This is a genomic window from Paenibacillus periandrae, assembly GCF_022458865.1.
Classification (GTDB): domain Bacteria; phylum Bacillota; class Bacilli; order Paenibacillales; family NBRC-103111; genus Paenibacillus_S; species Paenibacillus_S periandrae.
The window spans coordinates 141,528-162,243 of sequence record NZ_JAJNMU010000001.1 but is presented as its reverse complement, the minus strand read 5'-3'; the positions used below and the strand labels follow the sequence as shown (position 1 = coordinate 162,243).

The window sequence follows — 20,716 nt, the reverse complement described above, 5'->3', positions numbered from 1 at the left end:
TTTCACACAGCTTACGAATAACGCATAATGACGCTATCCAGAATGTTGGCTACATCCTCACAGGCATCGGTTGTTTGTTCAAGACGCTCATAAATTTCTTTTAATTTGAAATCATGATAAGGATCCTTCGGATTCATAAAAATTTCTCGAATGCCCTCACGCATTAAACGGTCCGCATCATTTTCAAGTGAGTTGATTTGTACAGTATGCTCACTGATTTGTAAGTATTTTTTCTTTGACAGTAATTTAAAGGAATCGAGAATATGCTGACAGCTGGCAACGATTACGGCTGAAAATTCCTTCATATAATGATCGCTTATATTAATGTTCAAATAGTCAAAACGTGCTATGGAGGCTTCGATACCATCTATGACATCATCAAGCTTGGAGGCGAGTTCCATAATATCTTCACGATCGATGGGAGTAATGAACACTTTATTAAGACCCTTGTAAATTTGATGCGTGATTTGATCTCCTTTGTGTTCCAATTCCTTTAATTGCGGGTAGAAGGAAGCAGGTGGTTGATCTCCCATAACCGCATTGCGAAACATTTGTGCGGCCTCAAGCGTGTTTTCTGAAGATTTCACGAGCAGCAGCAAGAAATCCGCATCATTTTTTTTGGCGAAAAGCATGGAATAGCCTCCTTAAAGTTTTGTGAAGCAAAACTCGCTTCGTAAGCATGTCTTAAGTTTTGTGAAGAAAAAATGAATTTATGAACAAGACTGACAATCACAAAACGAATTTACTTATATATTAACAATAAATCAATAATATATGAAATATTTAGATTCATTATGTAGAATTTTGGCGATAAAAATTCACGCAAAATTAAAAATACCATATAGCAGCAACCGAATGCAATGATAGTTTATCCAATTCAGGATATGTTCATGAAAGTTCATTTATGTAAACGGTTATCTGCTTGTAGGGAGCTTCAATACTTGATTTTAAAACTTTGAAGTTGTACAGTAAAAGTTGAAGCTAAATGCGAGGAAGGATTCGGGTGACAATGACAAAAACAATCATAACGAATGGTGTATTTTTAACATTAAACGAGCAAAAACCAATTATTGAAGGCTATATGACTATTGAAAATAATTTGATTACTTACATAGGGGAAGAGCTTCCGCAGCCGCTTGAACTGTACGATGAGCGTATTGACGGTTCCAAGAAGCTTTTTATGCCGGGTCTTGTTAATACCCATAACCATGCTGCAATGTCATTGCTGCGCGGTTATGGTGACGATCTGGCTTTGCAGGTATGGCTGCAGGAGAAAATGTGGCCGATGGAAGGACAATTTACTGCTCATGATGTACGCTCAGGCACGTTGTTATCCATTTTGGAAATGATTAAAGGCGGAACGACAACATTTGTAGATATGTATGATCATATGAATGAAGTCGCGAAAGCTGTCGAAGAAAGTGGAATGCGTGCGGTTCTGACTCGGGGTGTTATTGGCTTGTGTCCTCCTGACGTGCAAACAGCGAAGCTGGTAGAAGCGAGACAATTTGCTCTGGATTGGCATGGCAAAGCTGGCGGGCGTATCACAACGATGATGTCTCCACATGCTCCTTACACGTGCCCTCCAGATTATATTGAGCGAATTGTTGCCGTAGCCCATGAGCTTCAATTGCCGATCCATACGCATATGTCCGAAACAGCACGTGAGGTTCAGGACAACGTCGAACAATACGGAGCAAGACCTGTAGCTCATTTGGCCAAGCTTGGACTTTTCTCCAGACCGGCGATTGTAGCACATGCGGTCCATCTGACAGATGAAGAGATAGATGTATTGGCCCAGTATGATGTAAGGGTATCCCATAATCCTGGAAGCAATCTGAAACTGGCAAGCGGTGTCGCACGTGTACCCGAACTGCTCCGCAAAGGAATTAAGGTTTCACTAGGAACCGATGGTCCTGCAAGCAATAACAATCTGGATATGTTTGAGGAAATGCGTCTTGCGGCTCTGATTCATAAAGGTGTGAGCGGTGATCCTGTCGCAGTGCCTGCTGAGGCGGCTATTCGGATGGGAACTCTGGACGGAGCCAAGTCTATTTGGCTGGATGATGTCGGTGCACTGCAGACTGGAATGAAAGCCGATTTTATCGCTTTGGATATTGATCAACCGCACTTTTTCCCGAAAACCAACTTTATTTCTCACGTCATTTATTCAGCTTCCGCCAAGGATGTCAGTGATGTTTGGATTGATGGAAAGCGGATCGTGAAAGACGGAGTATGCTTAACCCTTGACGAAGAAAAAATACTGTTTGAGGCTCAAAGCTGCTTTGAACGATTAACTGGAGCTTCGGTACAATGAAAATCAAAATAACAGCAGCAGCGGTCATCATTGCAGCCTTGTTGTTATTTCTCGGTGTACATTTTTATAATACGATTCAGGAAAAAGAATGGCAGATTCAACGTGAAGCAGTGCAAGCTGCTTACCAGAAAACAATTTTAGCACAAGTTACCAATGTGGAAAGATTTGTTGGTGAACAGCCCTTTACAATCATTCATGGGGAAGATAAAATAGGGCAAAAGCTGTTGGTATGGGTTGGTGACGATCAAATCTTCACACAAATGGCTTCCGATGGAATCGATGCTGAAAGAGCGAAAGCTATCACTTTAAGCCGTCAGCCTGCTGCTAGCATCAAACGTGTGGTGCCTGGGGTATGGAACGGCAATCTTGTGTGGGAAGTATTCTACAAAATCGCTGCTGAACAAACCAATCCTGATCGCTATTATTACGATTACTATTTGTTTAAAGATGGCACTTGGCTCGATACGTACCGTCTAAGTATTCAATAACTTCTCATGCCGCACAATTATAGAGGGTAACTTCTATCATCTAAAGTGCGGCTTTTTTGTTACATTTGTAGCAATTTATTCGAATTTCCAACTAGTTTAGCTCTCACTACGTATATAACATGTGATATACTAATAGTGTACAGGTTATCTGAGAATCTTGATTGGAAAGGGGACTGACTGCTTTTATGAAGCTGCGCATATTGCCTTTATTAGTAAGTGTTATTATTTCAGCTACATTACTATTCGGCGGATGGTTTGCTTACCAGAGCTTTGCTATGGAAAATCCTTTGTCTGCAATTGTTAGCAGCACTACTGGTGTAGAACATGTACAAACACATATTTCAAGTGATGCTGCCTCAATAGAATTAAAGCTTGTTCCCGGGACAAGTCTTCGCGAGGTTTATAACCGTATCCAGAATGAAGGCTCAGGCTTGATCGGAAAAAAAGAATTAAAGCTGAAGGTGACGAATGAATCGACGCCGCGAATGGATCAATGGTGGTCCTCCGCTTTGTTCGACGTGGCACAGGCTATGGAAACTAAACAATATACACAAATCCCCAAAACATTACAGGCTCGTGCTCTTGATTCAGAAGGATTGAAGGTCGCTACGGAGATGGACGACAAGTATGTTTATATATCTTTGACAGATGGTGATAAAAGCAAGTATATAATGCTTCCGCGTACGTCTGCCAAAATGGGAGTGTGGACTAATGGATAAAATATATAAAGAAATCATTATTGGCTTTGTGCCTGTATTGATATTGTTCCTCGTTTTTATAGGAATAAACGCAATTCCACTAATTTTTATGATTATTATTATAGGTGCCTTATTCTATATGAACCGGATGCGCGGTGCCAGTATGGGAATAGGTGGCTCCGAGCGCAAATCGCGTAATGTGACGCCCAGCTATATGACTTTTGATGATATTGGAGGTCAACAGCGTGCCAAGACAGAGCTGCAGGAAGCACTTGATTTCCTGATCAGGCATGATGAGATCGCCAAGCTGGGTATTCGTCCTTTGAAAGGAATACTGCTGACGGGTCCACCGGGAACCGGGAAAACGCTGTTAGCCAAAGCTGCCGCACACTACACAAACTCCATATTTATGGCCGCCTCAGGGAGTGAATTTGTTGAAATGTATGTAGGTGTGGGTGCCAGCAGGGTCCGTGATTTATTTAAAGAAGCACGAGCTCGCGCGGTTAAAGAAAATAAAGAGAGTGCTATCGTGTTTATCGATGAAATCGATGTTATCGGTGGCAAGCGTGATGGTGGTCAGCACCGTGAATATGATCAAACCTTAAACCAGCTCTTGACCGAAATGGATGGTATCCATACGACGACTACGCCGCGGGTGTTGATTATGGCAGCTACCAACCGTAAGGAGATGCTCGATAGCGCTTTGCTGCGTCCAGGTCGTTTTGACCGTCATATTGAAGTCGATTTGCCGGATAAAAAGGGTAGACTGCATATCCTGAATATACATGCCAAAAACAAACCTTTAGCAGATACAGTGAATTTGGAGCAGATTGCGGAAGAAACGTTTCATTTCTCAGGTGCTCAGCTTGAGGGTGTGATGAATGAGGCTGCCATCTATGCTATGCGTCAGGATGCTATCACGATTGAGCAAAGTCATCTTTCCCAGGCAGTTGATAAGGTGATGTTAGGTGAGAAAACCGATAGAGAGTCAACAAAGGAAGAGCGGGACCGGGTTGCACTACATGAATTAGGGCATGCGATTGCTGCTGAGGTGGTTCGTCCAGGCTCCGTATCCCAGGTAGCACTCAGTCCACGTGGGAAGGCGCTGGGCTATGTTCGCCATAATCCGCAGCAGGACCAGTACTTGTATACAAAAGAAAATCTGGAGCAGCAAATTATTATCGCTTTGGGTGGTGCGGTTGCAGAGGAAATGTTTTATGGCGGACGCAGCACTGGGTCACGGAATGACTTTGAGCAGGCGCTGCACCTGGTTAGAACTATGATGGATTCAGGCTTGACAAAGCTGGGTATCATTGATCGCGAAATGGTGACAAAAGAAGAATTAATGAAAGAAAATTCAGCGATTTTGGACGAGCTTAATGCGAGAACAAGAGAACTACTAGAGCATCATAGAGTCGTGTTTCAACAATCATTGCATATTCTTGTGAAGGAAGAAACGCTCTCAGGAGATCAATTCCGTGAGTTGCTGGAGCAAGCCAAGGTTCATATCGCGAATTAAACAGACGCACTACATAAGTCCAAAGTGTACAGGCGCTCGCTGCCTGCAGCTTTGGGCTTATTTTGTCGCTTAACGAAACTTTTTTTGATTTTAACAGTCTAATTAAGTGTCGTAAATCGCCGTAGTGACAGTAAAAATTCCAATTTCCTTATAGAACTAATCAAATATACATACATAAAATGAGTTGAGGTGTAGAATGAGAATTATTACTGCGTTGTTTTCCATGCTACTATTGTCTCTCCTTCTTGTACCCCAGATGAGCTTTGCTGCGGAGTCGCAGCCTCTCCAATTGTTCCTAGATGGCAAACAGCTGACAACTGAGGTGCCACCACTTATTAACAAAGATAACAAAGTCATGGTACCCGTCCGAATCATTGCTGAATCCCTGGGTTCCAAGGTACAATGGGAAGAGAAAATCCGTAAAGTGACTGTTAATAAGTCTAATATCAGTATTCAAATGTTTATTGATAAAAAGGAAGTTTATGTAAATAACAAAGCTGTTCAGTTGGACACAGCACCTTCGATCGTTAATGGCAATGCCATGCTGCCTGTACGGTTTATTAGCGAGCAGATGGGAATTAAAGTAACTTGGGATGATCTGACGCGTTCTGTTTTTTTGTTCAATCAAGAAAGCGATAACAAAGGGGCGCCAGCCCCGAAGCCAACCGACAATATTTCCAAGGACAAGCCGGACAAGCCTTCTATTAAACCTGATGATAAAACAATTGATAAGCCTTCGAGCAAGCCGGACGATAAGCTACCTGATAAGTCTTTGGACAAGCCAGACGGTAAGACCACCGAAAAGCCGGATGGCAAAACGATCGATAAGCCTTCGGACAAGCCAGGGACTGATGGAAGTAAAGTGGTAGATTCATCCAAGGATAAACCAACCGAGCAATTACCTGAGCCTAATCCATCCAATGTCGGCACAAAACCTTCTACAGGTGTAGATGCTGGCGGGAAAAAGCCTGATGCCGTCACTGTAATTCAGTCGATATCAATGGAAGGCGACCAGTTTATTGTGAAGACAAGCGGAGGGAAGGCAATTCCTGATGTGACTTCAACAGCGAATCCAAACCGTGTACAAATTGATATTCCTAATGGACAGCTGGCTGCCGGACTCAAGCTAAATTCCAACGGTGAAGGAACAATTACGGAGAAAAATGCGGCAGTCTCTCAAATTCGCTATTTGCTATTTTCCAAAGAATCATCTATCGTAAGAATTATCATAGATTTAAACAAAAAGATAGATTTCAAGACCTCTGCAAGCAGTTCAAGCACACAATTGGTGTGGTCCTTAGCTCCTGCCAAAGAACGATATACGGTAGTTATTGATCCTGGTCATGGTGGTAAGGATGGTGGAACTGTTGCCTATTCAGGCAGACATGAGAAGGAGTTTGTGCTGGGAGTTGGAACAAAAGTATATAATTTACTGTCCAAAGAGCCCAAAATTGAGGTTATTCTTACTCGAAAAAATGATACATTTGTTGAGCTGCCTGGCCGTGTGTCTATCGCCAATGATGCCAAAGCTGATTTGTTTGTGTCTATTCATGGAAATTCAATTTTAGGCAAAGAAGAAGTGAATGGACTTGAAACCTACTATTACACTGAACAAAGCCTGCCATTCGCCATACAAATGCATCAAAAGCTGCTGAAAGCTAGTGGATTTGAAGACCGTAAGGTGAAACAAGAAGATTTTCATGTTATTAAAAATACGACTATGCCTTCGCTCCTGCTGGAGCTTGGCTTTTTGTCTAATAAAGCCCAAGAGATTACGATGTTTCAGGAGAGTTTTCAAAATCAGGTGGCAGCAGCGATTGTGGCGGGTATTAAACAGCAATTGAGACTGGATTAGGGAGTGGGTAACGACAATGCATCACCGATTACTCAGGAATACAATCATTGGTATTGGCATGCTGGGGCTGCTGTCAGCTTGCGGGCAAACCAAATCGCCGGCGCAACAACCTTTGGCAAGTCCGGCTGTGAGCAAACCACAGGTTACAAGTAGTAGTTCAACACCTGCATCAGCAAGTCAAGCTGCACCACCGGCAACGCCCGCTTCGGACAACAAATCGTTGAAAATCAAAGCTTATTATGGTGATGAGTCTGGAGAAAAGCTTGTTGAACAGGAAACGAACATATCCTATCAACAGGATGACGAGAAATATATGGCGGCGCTTAAAGCATTGAGTGGGAGTGCTGATAGTAAAAACATAGCATTGTTCAAAGGTTTTACATTCCATTCGGCAGCGGCCAAAAATGGACTGCTCACGATTAATGTCTCGATGGCTCCCGAAGCCAGACTTGGCTCAGGTGGTGAGGCTTTGCTGCTTCAAGCGCTAAAAAAAACCATTTTTCAATTCTCGGAAATTAATAGTATTGACGTTTTGGTAGATGGTAAATCGCTAGAAAGCTTAATGGGGCATATGGATCTACCACATCCAATTAAGCGATAAGAATAAATCATAGTGAATGAATTATTATCCACATACGCCGGGAGGAACTACTTGCATGAACAACAAGCACAATTATTTGTCTATTAAAAAAATGACTGCCGGTTTGATGGCATTATCCGTAATTATGAGCAGTCCGGCCTATGCTGCCGATCCCGTCATCACACCACCTTCTACATCAACAACTACAACAAGCTCTTCGAATTCGTCATCAACGATTACCCAGTTTTCAGATGTAAGTCCACAGCACTGGGCGATTAAGCATATTACCAAACTGGCTGCGCTTGGAATCATTCAGGGCTATGAAAAGGCTGAATTTCGTCCCGATAATTCCGTTTCCCAGCAGGATGCGATTATTATGGCGTTACGTCTAATGGGTCTAGAAAATGAAGTGTTAAAAATCAAAACAGACACCGTGCTTGGTGGAATTGTGGTTGACAACTATGCCAAAGCTTATATCGCTTATGCGTTGGATAAGGGACTTATTAATTTTAAGGAAGAAACGGAAAGCCTTGGCACTAACAAAACAGCTTGGGGCTCTAGACCCGCTACCCGGGAATGGGTGGCCAAAATTGTCATCAGATCCATAGGCAAAGATACTTTAGCTCAGCAGCAGGCTGCGAATCCTTCCACGTTTACGGATGCCAAGGATTTTTCTTCGTGGGCTGTCGGTTATGTGAATGCAGCGGTCTCATTAAAAATTGTGAACGGCATGGACGACAATAAATTCCAGCCTGCGGGGAATGTCACGCGTGCACAAATGGCCACTTTTTTAAGCCGCGCAGATAAAGAATTGACAAAACGCTCGGATAAGGTTGTTATTGGCTATGTAATGGGTATGAAGGATAATAAATTAACGATTCAAAATGATAAAGGTCAATCCAGTGAGTATACGCTGAATGTAGGTACAGTCATTTATAATGCCAAGGATGACAGTCGAATCCCCTCAACAACATTAAAGGAAACGAATCAGGTCTATATCATTCAATCACTGGGAGTCGCTTCTTATGTTGAGTTAATAAATGATGAGGAAAAGATGGAGTCTTTCGAAGGAACTTTGGATACTTTATTTTTGAATCAAATGACAGTCGCTATTACTCAAGCAGGCACCAAGGTTCTTAAGGAGCTTGCTCCTACAGTAACCGTAACAGACAAGGAAGGTCGAGGATTAAGTCTCGGTACAATTCAGGTTGGCAGTCTTATTGAATTAAAACGTAATATGCTTTTGCCGAATGCCAAAATCAGTCAAATTATTGTGAAGCAGGTTCCTCTAAGTAAATCAGCTGAGGGGACTATAGTCAGTATCCAAAAGGAGCAGAACTCGATTACGTTCCTGGAACAAACCTCGGGACAAAATGAAACCTATCCGATTTCGTCGAAAACTTCAATAACGCTTCCTGATGGTACAACGATATCTGATTTTAGCAAGCTGCGTATTGGTGATATTGTAGGTTTTGAGGTTAAGACCAATGAAGTAACAGCAGTAACCATTCGTAAGCAGGCTGATATTACTACGTCTGTAGCAGGTACATTAACCAGCCTTAGTCAGGACAAGAAAATCTTAACGATTAATAAGCCGGGTAGTTCACTGGGCGCTTATTTTATTGCCGATAATGCACTTGTTACGATTGATGGCTTGCCTAATGCAGGTTTCTTTGATCTTGAGGTTGGTGACGAGCTGAAGCTCGATTTGTTAAATGAGAAAATCGTGAAAGTAACGGTGACCAGTCGTTCGATTAATATGATGACATTAGCGACGATTGTCAGCTATGATCCTGAAGCCAAATTGTTGACTGTTACGAACGATAGCGGCAAACCTTATGCGTTTATTTTAACAGATAATACAGGGCTGAAGGTTTGGGAAGCGGTTCTGCCTTTATCCAACTTTGCTACTACATTTACCAAGGGAAAGAAAGTCGATTTGAAAGTTTCTAAGGACAAAGTACTTACTATTGAGCTTACGACCCAAGTGGAAGGTACGATCACTCAATTAAGTACAACTTCTAATGAAATTACCTTAAGAACAAGTGGTGGTCAAAATATAAATTTCAAAACGAACTCAGGAATGGGCGTGGATATGTATGGAAAGCCAAACGCCTTGTTCTCGGATTTAAGGGTTGGAGACACTATACTTGGGAAATTTAACGGTACACAGGACGTGATCAGTTCGATTGCACTCAAAAAAACGGCAATTTATAAAGTAACAGTGACCAATTCAGGATCCAGGCAGATAAGTGTTAAGGATGAAAATGGTGTTCTAAATACATTTACTGTTGAGAATAACGATAAAATCTTCAATCCGACCAAAACAACGCATAACTTTGAAGATATTCAACAGGACGAATTTATCAAAGTTGCACTCAATGGAAATATACTCGAAAAAGTAGTGATATTAAATACGCTGCGTGGCAAAGTCACAGCATTGGATACAGCTACTGGAACTTTAACGGTTCAAGAGCTTGCGACTGGAACAACGCAGGTTGTACCTGTAGGACTTCAATTCGTGATCAAACAGAATGGTGTAGCACTAGCTGCCCTGAATGCGATAAAGCCTAATGATCGGGTTGAAATTATTAAAGATGCCGGAGACAAGGTGCAGATTACAGTGGCTACCGCTTCCAAGCGGACTGTGGCCTCGTATGACAATGTGCTGAATCAATTATTGCTTAAGCCTAATGCGGCCGGAGATAAATCAACTTATAATTTCTTTGCAAAAGCATACTTGCATAAAGGCACTGCATCTGTAGCCGCCAATGCATTTGTCGAAAATGAAGAAGTGACGCTGTATGTGCTGGATGATAAAATTATTGAAATCGAAAAACTATAAAGCCGTATCAGTTAAATACAGACTCTATGAGCAGGGGCTCTTCCTTTCTTAGAGAGTAATGAGAGTTCCATAAGCACCTAAGCGCTTATGGAACTTTCTGCTAAACAAACAAAGCTGACGCGTAATCTCTCCTATGCGCAAACAATGCTTCGACAAATAGCTGTTTTTACAGATTATTTTATTAAAAAAATAAAAATTCGATAAATGTTCGGTTTTTCTTTCTTCTAAATATTGATTACTTTCCCGAGATTCGGTACACTACAATGTATATCATCAAACAAAGGACTGTTGGCCACTCCATGAACAAGAAGCAAGCCCGCAGCATACTTGATATTATGGCCAGTATGTTTCCGGATGCACATTGCGAATTGAATCACACGAATGCATTTGAGCTTACGATAGCTGTACTGCTATCAGCACAATGTACGGACGAGACCGTTAACAAGGTAACAGCTTCCTTGTTTCAAAAGTACAAACGTCCTGAGGATTATGTGGCGGTCCCGCTGGATGAACTGGAGCAGGACATTCGTCGAATTGGACTTTTTCGTAATAAGGCAAAACATATCCAGGCACTATGCAGAATGGTTCTGGAGAAATATGATGGTTCAATCCCGGAAAAGCATGAGCAACTGGTTGAGCTGCCAGGTGTAGGTCGAAAAACGGCGAATGTGGTCGTTTCGAATGCATTTGGCGTACCCGCTATTGCGGTTGATACCCATGTGGAGCGAGTATCGAAGCGCTTGGGAATGGCAAGTGAAGATGATTCTGTACTTGAAGTAGAAAAAAAACTGATGAAGCTGGTTCCCAAAGAAGAATGGACGGATACGCACCATAGACTTATATTTTTTGGACGCTATCATTGCAAGGCTCAAAATCCTCAATGCAGCATCTGTCCACTGCTGGATGTATGCCGTGAAGGAAAAAAACGTATGAAAATAGTCAGTAATAGGAAATCTATATAAGTGAATCATGAGACCAAGCAACCAAATAAGGATGGGATTAATATGAAATGTATCTCTGTGTATACGAATGATTTTGAAGTATTTTCTGATATTTATGAGAAAATCATTAATTTGAAGCTTGCTGACAATGAAGAAAAGCAAGTGGATGGCATCACTGTTATGGAGTCAGGCGAAGTGCCTGATAATTATCTGGAACGGATGAAAACAAAGCTTGAGGTTGTTGTTATGAAGGTTCGTGACAGGGATATTACGATTCTGCAGCATGGTAATTTGTTCGAAATCTTTATTCCGACTACTGAAAGTGTGGTACACTGAAAACCGAAGCCATTCGGTTTTTTTTGTTGTTTAGATAGACATTTTGTAATGGGGAGATCGAGAATGAACAGCGGAGTAATACTTGAAGAAAACATGGAAAGTGCGATACGCGGCTTGCTGGCCAAGGTACAGGAGACCGAGGATAGGGAAAATGGGAAGAAGATCGAACAGCTTCTGCAAAAGATGGAGAGCGGAAGCTTGTATATAGCGTTTTGCGGACATTTTTCAGCAGGTAAATCAAGCTTGATTAATAAGCTGTGCGGACATCAGCTCCTGCCATCAAGTCCCATTCCGACAAGTGCGAATATCGTAAGGATCAGCAGTGGGGAATCAGGAGCGATTGTTGTCCATCGGGTCCATGAGGGGGATTTGCCGCCAAAAGTTCAGAAGGTGCCGCTTGACGAGCTTGCTGCCTACTGCCGCGATGGAGAAGCGATAGAAACGATTGAGCTGCGTTATCCATTGCCCTTCTTAGGTGAGCATGCATGTTTGCTGGACACGCCAGGAATTGATTCTACCGATGATGCCCATCATTTAGCGACCGAGTCAGCGCTGCATCTGGCAGATGTGGTGTTCTATGTGATGGATTACAACCATGTGCAGTCTGAAATTAATTTTGCCTTCACCAAAAAAATGAAGGAGTGGGGGAAGCCGCTCTATTTGTTGATCAATCAAGTGGATAAGCATCGGGATCAGGAGTTATCGTTTGCTGACTATCGAACAGGTGTAGCTGAAGCATTTGCTAACTGGCATATTCAGCCTGACGGTATTTTGTATACCTCGGTTAAGGTGCCTGACCACCCGTATAGTGAATGGGGCAAGCTCGATTGGCTGCTTGAACGACTTATTGAGCAGCACGCTGCATTATCGGCGCTTAGCCTTGAGAAATCTGCGCAGCATCTGGCCAACATGCATGCTGCCAAAATAGCGGAACGAAACGATACACTTAAAGAGCAGCTGCGCGCTCAATTAGCTGCTGATGAAGAGCTGGAGTCTGCTCAGGTGCAATGGCTGGATATAAGTAAAAAAACTGCGCTTGCTGAAGCCAAGCCTGAGGAATTGCGGACTGCATTACGTAAAGATACGACCGTTTTATTGGACAATGCCAATATAACACCGGCTGTCACCCGAGATCTGGCTCAAGAATACCTGAACAGCCGTAAGCCGGGCTTTAAGGTCGGTCTGTTTGCAGGGGCAGCGAAAACGGCTAAGGAAGTGGAACGCCGCCTGTTGGCGCTTCACCATGACTTTGCTGGGCAATTGGCGACTCAAGTGGAGCGTCATTTGCAACAGGCGCTTTATAAGGGTATGGAGCAAGCGATAGAGATGACTGGTACCCTTGTAAGTGCCGACCTTATCAGGGAGACGGTAGAACGCCTTCATGTACAGGTGGAATCGGAATGGATTGCTTCGCAGGTCAATACAGCGGCAGGGTTGAGCGGTGAGTATACCTTAAATTATATGAAGCAGCTTGCTGCGGAAATGAAGCTGCTGTATCGTAAGCAGGCATTTGAGCTGATTGATGAGCTTATGGCTATGCTGGCAGCGGCACAGGGACCGCAGCTGCTCGCTATGCGTGAGCAGCTCGATGCGCTGAACGGCCGCTTAGGCAGCCTGCGCGAGCTCGAGCGGCTTGCCGCGGCCGAGGCGGCCTACGCAGCAGCGCTCGCTGCGCCGCTTGCGGCAGTGCGCACGCCGGCGCCCGCGCTGCCGGACCCGGCCGCCGCAGGCGAGGCCGCGCCCGGCGCAGCCGCAGCGCCGCAGGCAGCCGCTAACGCCGCAGGCGGTGCCCGCGCAGCGCTCGCGGCTGTTGCCGCCGCCAGCGGCCGCGCCACGCGCGAGGGCGCTGCGCCGCTCGCGCAGGGCGGGCATCGCGCCCGCCTGCAGAGCGCGGCGCAGCGGCTAACCGCCGGCGCGCAAGCGCTCGCGGGCTTGGCGCCGCTGCAAAGCATCAGCCGTTCCTTGCAGGAGAAGGCGGAGCGGCTGCAGCGAAACCGCTTCACGATTGCGCTGTTCGGCGCTTTTAGCGCCGGTAAATCCTCGTTCGCCAACGCACTGATCGGCGAACGCGTACTGCCAGTGTCGCCGAACCCGACGACGGCGGCTATCAACAAGATCATGCCACCGGAGCCGGAGAACGGCTGGCCGCATGGTACAGCCAAGGTACGGATGAAAAGCCGTGACAGCCTTGCGGATGATATCCGATTTTCGCTGGAGATGCTTGGCATCCATACGACAAGCCTGCCTGAGAGCTTGTCCGCCATTCGCGGATTGTCCGCGGATCGTGTAACAGCCAAAGGCAAACCCCACTATACGTTTCTAAAGGCTGTGGAGAAGGGCTGGGGAACTGTTGAGTCCGATCTGGGCAGTGAGCTGCGCGTAGATGCCGATCAGTTCGGTCTGTATGCGGCTGACGAAAGCAAATCGTGCTTTGTTGAGCTGATAGAGCTGTATTACTCCAACCCATTAACCGATCAAGGTATCGTTCTGGTGGACACACCTGGAGCCGATTCGATCAATGCCAGACATACGGGTGTTGCCTTTAATTATATTAAAAATGCCGATGCCATCCTATTCGTTACTTATTATAACCATGCATTTTCTCATGCGGACCGGGAGTTTTTGCTGCAATTGGGCCGGGTTAAGGATAGTTTTGAGCTGGATAAAATGTTTTTTATCGTCAATGCTGCCGATCTGGCATCCTCAGGAGAAGAGTTGGAGGGTGTTGTTACGCATGTAGCTAACAATTTACAGCAGCACGGTATTCGTCACCCGCGGATTTATCCAATGTCCAGCTATTATGCGCTGGAAGGCAAGCTGGCTCGGGAGCAAGAAACCGTGCAGGCTTCCGGGATCTCTGCTTTTGAACAGGATTTTGTCCGTTTCTCATTGGGTGAGCTGACCGATATTGCGATTCGTTCCGGTCAGGCCGATCTGAAGCGTGCTGCGGATGTGCTTCAGCAATGGATTGCGAGCGCGCAAAGCGATGAGCAGGCACGCCTGGCTCGTGCGACTGCGATTCGCAAAGCTTTAGGGGAAGCGGATGCTGTACTGAGAAGTCAGGGAACGGAAGCCGAGGAGCGCGAGCTGCTCAAGGAGATTGAAGAACTTCTTTACTACGTGAAGCAGCGGGCTACGTACCGCTTTGGAGAGCTGTTTAATCTTGCCTTTAATCCCGCTGTCTTTCGCGAGGAAGGACGGAGCGCCTTGGCTATTGCCGGAGCCGCATGGAATGATCTGCAGCAAATGATTGCATTTGATCTTTCTCAGGAGGTACTTGCGATAACCTTAAGGATTGAAAATGCCATTCATAACCGCGCCGCCAAAAGAAGACAGCAGTGGCTGCAGGGTCTTGGTCATGAGCTGGCCGCATTTCAGCCTTCAGACTATGAAGCACGTGCGTTCGAAACCCCACAGGGCGCCGAAGCATTCAGAGCCGATTCGATACAGCACAAATGGATTGCAGGCTTTTACAAAAATGCGAAGCATTTCTTTGAGGGTGATGGTAAGCAGAATTTGCGGAAAGAGCTGGAGGCAGCACTTAACGCGCCGTTAACGGCTTACATGACTGGGCAGACGGCTTGGCTGTATACCGCATATAGTGGACAATTGAAAATCTGGTACGAGGCATTGGCGGAGCACATTCGTCAAGAGCTGCAAGAATATGCACAGGGCCAATTACTTGCTTTGGAAATGCCTGTAGATGTGGCAGCGCTGCAAAAAACGCATACACAGCTAACTGCTTTTTTTGAATAATACGCTAAAAAACGGGTTAGGCAAATCGCGGCTGTTCGAATATGAACAGCTGCTTTTTGCTTATTTCGTGAAAGGGTTTACATATGGCGAAATTAGGTATTATTTGGGCGAGATAAGTGGATTGTTTCCCTATTTTGTGGGGATTCGAGGGTTTTTCTAAGTATAAGGACTATTATGAGAAAAGGGGTTGTTGCCGCTCCCTATGGATGGTGTTAAGATGCATAAAAAAGCAAACGCTTTCGATTACAGGCTTGTCCAATCGAAGGCCATTTTTACAAAGGTGGTCGTTTTCGGATCGCTTTGTTTACAATGCCGTTTTGCAGCAGCACAACCTGAGGAGGGTAACATGGAAGTTTTCAAGCAGTTAAAGGAGTATTATTGGTCAGAAAAAAGATTTTTGGTGGCGTCGATCTTGTCTCTGATGACAGCCACGGCGCTGGGACTGGTTTATCCGAATTTGCTGCGGTATCTGATTGACGATGTGATTGCGAAACAGCAGTTCTCAGCGGTGCCATACCTTTCTTTGGTTGTGGTCGGTGTTATTACCTGTAAAGCGTTATTTCAATTTATGCATGGTGTGTTTAGCTCAAAGCTGGGTAACCATACCGCCTTTAATCTCCGAAATGCATTGTACAAGAAACTGCAGTACTTATCGTTCCAATACTATGACAAAGCAAGAACAGGAGACCTGATGTCGCGGCTGACAGCCGATTTGCAGGCAGTGCGCGATTTTATCGGATTTGGATTTGTACAAATATTAAATGTGGTGATGATGCTTACCTTTGGCTCCATTATGATGATGTCAATCAACTGGAAGCTGACGCTGATTACGTTGATTTCAATGCCCTTTCTCGTATTTACGGCTATTCGTTTTGAGGGGAAAATTCATCCGGCTTTCCGTTCGGTACGTAAATCGATGAGTAACATGACCACATCTGTACAAGAAAATATTACGGGTGTACGTACCGTCAAGTCCTTTGCCAGAGAGCCTTATGAGATCGAAAAGTTTTCTGAGCGCAACGAGGATTACAAGCTGAATAACGTGATGACGTCGGGCATTTGGGCGAAATATTTCCCATTAATGGAATTGTTTGCGAATTTAAGTGTAGTTATCCTGCTGGGTGTCGGTGGTTGGATGGTCATTAACAGCAGTCTCACCTTGGGAGAACTTGTTGCTTTCTTCAGCTTGATGTGGTATATCATCGGCCCTATGTGGCAAATCGGATTTCATATTAATAACTTTACCCAATCGAAGGCTGCCGGTGAGCGGTTGTTGGAAATTTTGCATCAATATGTGCATGTCAAAAACAAGGATAACGCAGTGACACTGCAGGCTGATCAGGTTAAGGGACATGTAAAGTTTGATCAGGTATCCTTTGCTTATACCGATCAACAGCCTGCTTTGCGGAATTTTAACGTTGATGCGCCAGCAGGCTCGGTTATAGGCTTGCTCGGTGGAACAGGGTCAGGGAAATCGACTGTCATTCAGCTGCTGTTAAGGGCATATAACGTCAAAGAAGGCTCCATTACGCTCGATGGCCGTGACATTCGAGATCTTACGTTGGAAAGTTTGCGTGAGCATATGGCGATTGTATTTCAGGAAACGTTTCTGTTCTCCTCTTCGATACTGAACAATATTGCCTATGGGGTAAGAAATGTGTCCATGGAACAGATTATCCATGCATCACGACTAGCCAAAGCACATGATTTTATTATGGAAATGCCGCTTGGCTACGATACGATTGTTGGCGAACGGGGGATGGGACTTTCCGGGGGACAAAAGCAGCGAATTGCGATTGCTCGAGCCTTACTCAAAAACCCTAAAATCCTGATTTTGGACGATGCCACAAGTGCTGTGGACATGGAAACGGAACATGAGATTCAGCAGGGCTTTCAAGAGCTGATGAAAGGCCGAACGACTTTTATTATTGCCCACCGCATTTCGTCATTAAGGCATGCCGATGAAATTATTGTGCTGGACAAAGGGCACATCGTGCAGAGAGGTACGCACAAGCAGCTCATGCAGCAGGAAGGACGTTATTTGGAAACATATAAAATCCAATTCGCTGATCAGCCGCAAGAGGTAGAGTCGGAAGGCAGTATGAAGCTGGAGCCTACAGCCTATATCCATGAGGAAGCTCAAGGGATTCGTCAGGCAGCCGCAACGGGTCAACATAATGGGGGGTATACGCAGTGAGTCAAGAGGACAAATCAACAACGGCAAGCGGGATGGATGAGCAAACAGGCCAACGCTTCATTTATCAGGATGATGAAGTACTGGATAAAGAATTTGATTGGGGACAGGTAAAACGGCTGGGTAAATATCTGAAGCCTTACTCGAAACAAATTTTACCTGTTATTATCACGATGATGATTGTCGGGGCACTGACGAAGCTGTTTAATCCGCTGCTGATTGCTTATGCTATTGATAATGCGCTGCGTGAGGGAGGCGATCCCAAGCTGTTGATTCAGTGTGTGGGCGGGATGCTGCTCCTCTACATTATTCAGTGGGCAGCTAACACGTACCGGATTCGATTTACGAATCAGATTGGACAAAAAGTGATTTATGATTTGCGGCACGATTTGTTCAGTCATATTCAAAAGCTTTCCTTCAAGTTTTTTGATAAACGTCCGGCTGGCTCAATCCTGGTGCGTATAACGAACTACGTGAACTCCTTGCAGGATTTGTTTACGAATGGTGTCGTCAACCTTTTGATGGATTGTGTACAACTGGTCGGTATTATTTTCATACTGCTGTATTTTAATATCAAGCTGGGTGCGGCAATTATTGTTACCGTTCCGATTATGTTTTTCGTTTCCACCAAGCTTAGGGTGCATATCCGGCGTTCGTGGCAGGTTGTACAATCCAAGCAGTCCCGGATCAATGCCCATCTGAATGAATGTATTCAAGGTATCAAGGTGACTCAGGCATTTGCGCAGGAAAAAGAGAACATGTCTTTTTTTGATCATATGAATTTAAGCAATCATAAGTCGTGGAATCGGGCATCGACGCTCAATCAGTCGTTTAACCCTATCATCGAAGTAACGGGAGCGATTGGATATTGTATTTTGTTCTGGTTCGGAGCGTATTTGATTCAATCCCAGGAAATTACAGTAGGCTTACTTGTTGCTTTTGCCACTTATATTGGATTCTTCTGGGAGCCAATTAACCGTTTGGGGCAAATGTATTCGCAAATGCTGATCGCTATGGCTTCATCTGAGCGGATTTTCGAATTTATCGATGAAGAGCCTAACGTACCAGAAGCACTGAATGCCAAAGAACTGCCCAACGTTCGTGGGGATATCGAATTGAAACAGGTTGAGTTTGAGTATGAACCAGGACGCAAAGCGCTGAAAGGAATCGATCTTAGTGTAAAAGCGGGTCAATCCATTGCGCTGGTAGGCCATACGGGATCTGGAAAAAGCACCATCATTAATCTGTTATGCAGGTTCTATGACAGCACTAGTGGCCAAATTACGATTGATGGACACGACATTCGTGAGGTGACAGTTTCAAGCTTGCGCTCGCAGGTGGGGATTGTGCTTCAGGATACCTTTATTTTTTCGGGCACGATTCGTGACAATATCCGTTTTGGCAAGCTGGATGCGACTGACGAAGAGGTGGAATTTGCTGCGAAGGCTGTTCGTGCGCATGACTTTATCGTCAATATGCCGCAGGGTTATGACACCGAGGTGCAGGAGCGCGGCAATATGCTGTCCATGGGTCAAAGACAGCTGATTTCCTTTGCAAGAGCGCTGCTTGCTGACCCGCGCATTCTGATTCTGGATGAAGCTACGGCAAGTATTGATACCGAAACCGAGCTGAAAATTCAGGAGGCACTTAAAACGCTGCTTGCAGGCAGAACCTCCTTTATTATCGCTCACCGTCTTTCGACAATTCGTAACGCCGACAATATTATTGTGCTGGATCATGGTGTGTTGATGGAGCAGGGAGATCATGATGGCTTAATGAAGCAGCATGGGATCTATTATGGTTTAATTCAAGCACAGTATCGTTTCCTGAAGGAAGTAAGCTAAATAGTAAAAAACAATGGCAAGCAGCGAGTTGGAATAAAGTACTTATTTGGATAATTCATACATCTAAAAGGAGGCCTGCGGGCCTCTTTTTAATTGGATTCGATGTATTTTTATGAATATCCAACAGCGTGCAACAAACCCTCATTCTCCCACGTTTAGAAGATAACGAGCTCGCTAAAGCTTATTGCGAAGTGATGTTGCTTTGATTCCAAAACAAATATGGGGGGAATCTGAATGGAACGAAATCAAGACAAGAGCTTGAAGAAGATGAGGGCCAAGCGCTGGATTCTGGCTGCGCTTCTGGTCGTTCTGCTGAGCGGCTGCTCGGCTGCCAGTGAGAAAGGCGAATCCACCGCTTCCGCACCGGGAGCTGCCTCGAGCGCTTTGACGGACCAAAAATCGGATATGCTTGCGGCTCAACCTTCAGGTGACGCGGCGGTACCAACCATGATGGAGACGAACTCGGTGGCAAAGGAAAAAGCGAGTACAGCGAAGCCAGCCGACAGCTTCAACGGAAATGCTTTGGGTGACATCGCAGTCGAACGGAAAATTATTTACAAAGCGAATTTAACGATGCAGGTTGATAAATATGAGGAAGCACAGGCAAAGATCGAGTCCGCAGTGAGCCAGGCGGGTGGTTACATCTTGCAATTTAATGAGAATGAAAATAACTATGAAAAAAGCGGAATGTTCATCATCAAGGTACCTGCGAGTGGCTTTCAATCCTTAATGAAGCAATTGGAAACGATTAATCCGTCTGCAAAGAAAAATATGCAGGGTCAGGATGTTTCCGAGGAATTCGTCGATCTGACCTCCAGATTGAAGGCCAAGCAGGTGGTAGAGAGCCGATTGATCGCATTTATGGAAAAGGCATCAAAAACCGACGAGCTATTGGCATTTTCCAATGAGCTGGGCAAAGTTCAGGAGGAAATTGAACGAATTAAGGGACGGATGAGATACCTGGAGCAAAATGTATCGTATTCAACGATTGAAGTCAGACTTGCCCAGAAGCTGGGATCAGCTGCCGTTATACAGGCTAATGACCGAGGACCGTTGTTCCAACGAATGGCTTCCGCATTAAACGCAAGTGCTGTCGTTCTGACAGTTGTCTTTGAATGGCTCATTGTTGCAGCCGCCGCGGTGCTGCCTGTTGCCCTTGTTCTCTTTTTAATCCTGCTGCCGATTGTTCTTGTGCGGCGCTCCAGAAAGAAAAAAATGGTGGAGATTCGTAAAAAGCTTATAGAAGAAAATGGGGAAGTGCAGCCTGATTTGTCACAGGATAGCACTGAAGAGGATAAATAATAAATAAAAATTTTTATGGCTATCCTGCTAATAAGCAGGAT

General features: G+C 44.8%; 14 protein-coding genes. 13 read left to right on the top strand and 1 reads right to left on the bottom strand.

Annotation, left to right across the window (positions count from 1 at the left end; all coding sequences use genetic code 11):
* Positions 1-11: 11 nt before the first annotated feature.
* Positions 12-632: a DUF47 domain-containing protein gene (locus tag LRL21_RS00700; protein WP_240413837.1), complete on the bottom strand. Its 621-nt coding sequence runs from the start codon at positions 630-632 to the stop codon at positions 12-14.
* A gap of 377 nt (positions 633-1,009) precedes the next feature.
* On the opposite strand from LRL21_RS00700, the gene LRL21_RS00695 reads away from it, so the two are divergent.
* From LRL21_RS00695 to LRL21_RS00635, 13 genes are all read left to right on the top strand, one after another.
* On the top strand, positions 1,010-2,317 hold the full coding sequence (locus tag LRL21_RS00695) for an amidohydrolase (protein ID WP_240413836.1): 1,308 nt from the start codon (positions 1,010-1,012) through the stop codon (positions 2,315-2,317).
* Positions 2,314-2,805 carry a cell wall elongation regulator TseB-like domain-containing protein gene (locus LRL21_RS00690; RefSeq protein WP_240413835.1) on the top strand — a complete coding sequence of 164 codons (492 nt, stop codon included), beginning with the start codon at positions 2,314-2,316 and terminating at the stop codon, positions 2,803-2,805. The genes LRL21_RS00695 and LRL21_RS00690 overlap by 4 nt, the downstream gene beginning before the upstream one ends.
* Positions 2,806-2,990: 185 nt before the next feature.
* A complete protein-coding gene (locus LRL21_RS00685) occupies positions 2,991-3,524 on the top strand; it encodes a hypothetical protein (RefSeq protein ID WP_240413834.1) in 534 nt (177 codons plus the stop codon).
* On the top strand, positions 3,517-5,022 hold the full coding sequence (locus LRL21_RS00680; protein WP_240413833.1) for an AAA family ATPase: 1,506 nt from the start codon (positions 3,517-3,519) through the stop codon (positions 5,020-5,022). The genes LRL21_RS00685 and LRL21_RS00680 overlap by 8 nt, the downstream gene beginning before the upstream one ends.
* 196 nt (positions 5,023-5,218) lie before the next feature.
* Positions 5,219-6,877 (top strand): N-acetylmuramoyl-L-alanine amidase, encoded by a 1,659-nt coding sequence (locus tag LRL21_RS00675; RefSeq protein ID WP_240413832.1) that lies wholly within the window; start codon positions 5,219-5,221, stop codon positions 6,875-6,877.
* A 16-nt stretch (positions 6,878-6,893) separates the two neighbouring features.
* A complete protein-coding gene (locus tag LRL21_RS00670; RefSeq protein ID WP_240413831.1) occupies positions 6,894-7,478 on the top strand; it encodes a GerMN domain-containing protein in 585 nt (194 codons plus the stop codon).
* A gap of 55 nt (positions 7,479-7,533) precedes the next feature.
* Positions 7,534-10,302, top strand: a complete 2,769-nt coding sequence (locus tag LRL21_RS00665) for an S-layer homology domain-containing protein (RefSeq protein ID WP_240413830.1) — start codon at positions 7,534-7,536, stop codon at positions 10,300-10,302.
* Between the two features lie 299 nt (positions 10,303-10,601).
* Entirely contained in the window at positions 10,602-11,264 is a 663-nt protein-coding gene (nth, locus tag LRL21_RS00660) for an endonuclease III (protein ID WP_240413829.1), read from the top strand.
* Positions 11,265-11,306: 42 nt separating this feature from the next.
* Complete coding sequence (locus LRL21_RS00655) at positions 11,307-11,579, top strand: NAD/NADP transhydrogenase alpha subunit (protein WP_076228343.1); 273 nt, start codon at positions 11,307-11,309, stop codon at positions 11,577-11,579.
* A 63-nt stretch (positions 11,580-11,642) separates the two neighbouring features.
* Positions 11,643-15,335, top strand: coding sequence for a dynamin family protein (locus LRL21_RS00650; protein ID WP_240413828.1), 3,693 nt, complete (start codon positions 11,643-11,645; stop codon positions 15,333-15,335).
* A gap of 346 nt (positions 15,336-15,681) precedes the next feature.
* Positions 15,682-17,532, top strand: a complete 1,851-nt coding sequence (locus tag LRL21_RS00645) for an ABC transporter ATP-binding protein (protein WP_240413827.1) — start codon at positions 15,682-15,684, stop codon at positions 17,530-17,532.
* 32 nt (positions 17,533-17,564) lie between these two features.
* The gene (locus LRL21_RS00640) at positions 17,565-19,373 is read left to right on the top strand and encodes an ABC transporter ATP-binding protein (protein ID WP_240414188.1); all 1,809 of its coding nucleotides are present in this window, start codon (positions 17,565-17,567) and stop codon (positions 19,371-19,373) included.
* A gap of 234 nt (positions 19,374-19,607) precedes the next feature.
* Complete coding sequence (locus tag LRL21_RS00635) at positions 19,608-20,675, top strand: DUF4349 domain-containing protein (RefSeq protein WP_240413826.1); 1,068 nt, start codon at positions 19,608-19,610, stop codon at positions 20,673-20,675.
* The last annotated feature ends 41 nt before the right edge of the window (positions 20,676-20,716 follow it).